This window comes from Synechococcus sp. R6-10, assembly GCF_047461815.1.
In the GTDB taxonomy this organism is placed as follows: Bacteria; Cyanobacteriota; Cyanobacteriia; order Thermostichales; family Thermostichaceae; genus Thermostichus.
Map to the genome: position 1 here is coordinate 1 of NZ_JANSHW010000245.1, position 3694 is coordinate 3694.

Below are 3694 nucleotides of genomic sequence, written 5' to 3' on the forward strand. Positions count from 1 at the left end.
ATGGAAAAAAGACGCCCAACCCCACACCATGTCAGACTCTGAACCCGAACTGTTACGTGCTGCCAACCACTATGTGCTGCTGATCCCGGGCTTGCCGGAGCAATTTCTCAGCCCCGAGGAATTGCAGGAGTTTCTCATGCGGCTGTTGCAGGAACATCCCCACTTGGTGGATGCAGATCTGGCCCGCTATCCCACCCCTCAAGCGCAGGCACAGCGGCTGATCGACACCGCCTGTGAGATCGAAGTTTCCCCCGGCGAAACCGTGCAGTGGCATCCTGTGCGCCTGAGCAAGCGCTCCTCGACACGGTCTTGACAGGTCGGAAGTTCCTTGACAAGGCCGTTTGTGGCCTCGTCGCGACAGCGTTGCAGTTCCCCTCCCGCAGGCATAGCAAAAACCTCACCAGAGGTGGGGCGGGCAGTACGGGGTTGTGTTTCGGATCCCGCCTTGGGCGTGATACAACGCAAGAGTAGAGATCCTTAGTCCTAAACTTAAAAGGGGTCAGCCATGCCGCGCAGCATGAAGAACGACAACTTCATTGACAAGACCTTCACCGTCATGGCCGATCTAATTCTGAAACTGCTGCCAGGGGTGAGTTCCGAGGAAAAGAAAGCCTTTGCCTACTACCGGGATGGCATGGCCGCTCAGAGCGAAGGAGAATATGCCGAGGCCCTAGAAAACTACAGAGAAGCCCTTGCCCTGGAGCAAGGGGAAGAAGACCGCAGCTACATCCTCTACAACATGGGCCTGATCTACCAGAGCAACGGCGAACTGGACAAGGCTCTGGAGTACTATCACCAAGCTCTGGAGTTGAACCCAAGACTTTGCTCTGCTCTGAACAACATTGCCGTGCTGCTGCACCACAAGGGCGAGCTGAGCCTGCAAGCCGGGGATGAGGAAACAGCAGAGTCCCTGTTCGACGAGGCTGCCCAGTACTGGATTCGGGCCATTCGCATTGCGCCCAACAACTACATCGAGGCCCAAAACTGGCTGAAAACCACCGGGCGCGCCAACCTGGAAGTGTACTGAGCCTTCCTGCAGAAGGACTCCGTCCCGCTAACGCGAACGGTTGCGCTCAACTACCCTAGACTAAGTTAAGTCGATAACCTGCGAGCCGGAGGAGAGGATGCTGCAACGGGAAGAAGTCCAACATGTTGCTCACTTGGCTCGTTTGGAGCTAACCGAAGAGGAGGAGATCCAGTTCACAGAGCAGCTAACAGACATCTTGGCCTATGTGGAGCAACTGAAGGAGCTGGACACGGAGGGGGTAGAGCCCACCTTTCATGTCCTGGACATGGAACTGCCCACTCGCCCCGATGAAGTTGAGCCCTACCCCGATATCGAAGGGATCCTGGCCAACGCCCCTGACCGGGCAGACATGTTCTTCAAGGTGCCTCGCATTTTGGAAGAAGAAGACTGACATGGGTCGGCAGGGATTCGAACCCTGGGCCAATCGGTTAAAAGCCGAGTGCTCTACCGCTGAGCTACCGACCCAAGTTTGCAGCTTCGTCATATTAGCAAAGCTTCTGTCACATTCGCAAAGGTTCTGGCCGTATCCCCAAAAATCTTGCTATGCTGGACTCAAGTCAACCCTGGGGCTGTAACGGTTTCGACGGGGTGGCGAACATGGGTTCATGAGGCAGGTCGGGATTGAGCTTATCCCGTTACCACCAGGCTCAAAACAGTACGTGCGAACAACGTCGTACCCTTTGCTCGTAAAGCGGCTGCTTTGGCTGCCTAAGGCTCAGTAACCGAAAACTTACTCTGAGCTCGAGGATCTGCTCACGACCCCGTTAAGTGGGCGGATCACAACCCCAACGGGTGCAGCTCTCTACTCCGGCTCCGTCGAGGGAGAGACCAAGATCAGGCGGAGAACTCCCATCGCCGGGATCCAAACGGCGATCCCCGCCTCGAGGGTCAAAGAGGCTAAACCTGTGAATGAGTGATCCCTCAGTACCCATCTCGGACACGGGTTCGACTCCCGTCAGCTCCATCTCCCAGCAGTTAACTACGAGCCAAAAACTGCCAGCTTTCAGCCATGCCCCAGGAGCAGATCCTGCTCAGTTTCTAAAGGTTTTACGGAGCGTGGGCGAGTTTGATGACAAGGTGCCGGTTTTTGTCCACCGCAACCCAGCCCTGCTGGCGAAAGCGGTTTAGGAGACGGGTAATGGTGACCCGGGTAGTGCCGATGGCATTGGCCAAGTCCTGGTGGGTAAGGCGCACTTGCAGGCGCACCCCTGTTGCAACTGGGGATCCCAGCTCCACAGCCAAAAGGGAGAGCAACTGGCGCAGCCGATCCTCTACCCGCCGCCGTCCGGCCAAGGCGAGCAATGCTTCGGTTTGGCGCAGCCGACGCACCACCTGCTTGAGCAGCCCTTGACTCAGGATCTCTGAGGCTTCCACCTCTGCTGCCGGCAGCCGCAGCACATCAACTGCCGTCAAAGCCTTAGCTTGGTAGGGATCCAGCATCGTCAGAGGGGATCCCAGGGGCATGGAGGGGCCGGCAAACCCCAACAACGCCTCACCGCCATTGGGATAGAGGGTGGTCAACTGTACCACGCCCCGACAGACGATCACCCATTCCTCAGGAAACAGAGGGATAACCTGGCCGGGAGTGTAGGGGGATAAACTGCGGCTTCGGTAGAGGTCTTCCAGCAGTTGGCGCTCCCGTGTGGACAGGCCGGCAGCAAAATGGCTAGGCATTGCTTCAGGCATAAGCTGGCTCCGCTAGGAAAACTGGGCGCACCAGTCGTTGGGCTCCCCCTTGCAAACCAACAGCAATGGGCTGGCCGTCAATGCTGAGGTGGGGGCGAGAGATAAGTGTTCCCGACAACACCTTAGCGCTTGCCTTCCAGCCTGAGGTAAAGGCAAAGTTATGCACAGGTTAAGTGTGGCTGCCTCGAGAGAAGAGACAAAAGGAGAACCCGGCAAAGCTGCAGGGATCCGGATCCGGTAGGATCGGAAGCAGGGTGCTCCGCACCGCCGACGCGAAAGTGTTCAAGCCCTCAGGAGATCTGTCGTGACGCTGATGGTTCGTGTGATTACCCCCGACCGCACGGTTTGGGATGCCCCCAGCGAGGAAGTGATCCTCCCTGCCACTTCGGGCCAATTGGGCATTCTCACTGGGCACGCCCCCCTCTTGACCGCCATCGGCAATGGCGTTATGCGGGTCAAAGCCGATGGAAAGTGGTCGGCCATTGCGGTCATGGGCGGATTTGCAGAAGTCGAAAATAACGAGGTAACCGTCCTGGTCAACCGAGCAGAGCGGGGTGAAAAAGTGGATAAGGCAGCGGCTCAGGCCCTCTTGGACGAAGCAAGCAAAGTTTTGAATACCAGCAGCGACAAGCAAGAGCGCTTGCAAGCCAAGTTGGATCAACAGCGAGCCAGGGCCTTGATCCAAGCTGCCGAGATGGGCAGCAAGACTGGAAGCTGACCCTGTCCCGGCGCGGGATCTGCAGATGGAGCTCAAGCTGCAGGAGAGATGGAGGGGCTGAGGCGCAGCCAGGGGGCCATTTTCGATCTTTGGGGATTGGCTTTGTTAGCTAGACCGGCGGGAAGCCCCGCCCTCCGTTAGTGACTAGTGACTAGTGGCTGGTCACTATCCACTCACCACTATCCAGGGTAAGGGTCGGGATAAAAGGCGAGGACACGATGCTTCGTCCTTACTGGTGCTATGACCGGCGTAGCAGGATTTTA

At 57.4% G+C, this 3694-nt stretch carries 5 protein-coding genes, 1 tRNA gene and 1 other RNA gene; 5 read left to right on the forward strand and 2 right to left on the reverse strand.

Annotated elements, in window-relative coordinates:
- The 3 genes from NW837_RS07660 to gatC all read left to right on the forward strand — a co-directional run.
- Positions 1–313: chlororespiratory reduction protein 7 (locus NW837_RS07660; RefSeq protein WP_414330384.1), on the forward strand; the 313-nt coding region annotated here is incomplete at its 5' end.
- Between the two features lie 192 nt (positions 314–505).
- Positions 506–1027: a photosystem I assembly protein Ycf3 gene (locus NW837_RS07665; RefSeq protein WP_414330387.1), complete on the forward strand. Its 522-nt coding sequence runs from the start codon at positions 506–508 to the stop codon at positions 1025–1027.
- 97 nt (positions 1028–1124) lie between these two features.
- Positions 1125–1418: an Asp-tRNA(Asn)/Glu-tRNA(Gln) amidotransferase subunit GatC gene (gatC, locus tag NW837_RS07670; protein ID WP_414330390.1), complete on the forward strand. Its 294-nt coding sequence runs from the start codon at positions 1125–1127 to the stop codon at positions 1416–1418.
- A gap of 2 nt (positions 1419–1420) precedes the next feature.
- On the opposite strand, the gene NW837_RS07675 is transcribed toward gatC, so the two are convergent.
- Positions 1421–1492 (reverse strand) — tRNA-Lys (locus NW837_RS07675).
- 100 nt (positions 1493–1592) lie between these two features.
- Here NW837_RS07675 and ssrA point away from each other — a divergent pair.
- Positions 1593–1994: a transfer-messenger RNA gene (ssrA, locus tag NW837_RS07680) on the forward strand.
- An 80-nt stretch (positions 1995–2074) separates the two neighbouring features.
- Here ssrA and NW837_RS07685 read toward each other — a convergent pair.
- Positions 2075–2713 carry a Crp/Fnr family transcriptional regulator gene (locus NW837_RS07685; RefSeq protein ID WP_011433798.1) on the reverse strand — a complete coding sequence of 213 codons (639 nt, stop codon included), beginning with the start codon at positions 2711–2713 and terminating at the stop codon, positions 2075–2077.
- Positions 2714–3017: 304 nt separating this feature from the next.
- Between NW837_RS07685 and atpC the strand changes: the two genes are divergently transcribed.
- Positions 3018–3431: an ATP synthase F1 subunit epsilon gene (atpC, locus tag NW837_RS07690; RefSeq protein WP_414330392.1), complete on the forward strand. Its 414-nt coding sequence runs from the start codon at positions 3018–3020 to the stop codon at positions 3429–3431.
- Positions 3432–3694 lie beyond the last annotated feature (263 nt).

Bases quoted from the DNA above. Each gene is read 5' to 3' on its own strand.
- NW837_RS07665 (WP_414330387.1), top strand. From the start codon at position 506: ATGCCGCGCAGCATGAAGAACGACAACTTCATTGACAAGACCTTCACC.
- NW837_RS07685 (WP_011433798.1), bottom strand. From the start codon at position 2,713: ATGCCTGAAGCAATGCCTAGCCATTTTGCTGCCGGCCTGTCCACACGG.
- gatC (WP_414330390.1), top strand. From the start codon at position 1,125: ATGCTGCAACGGGAAGAAGTCCAACATGTTGCTCACTTGGCTCGTTTG.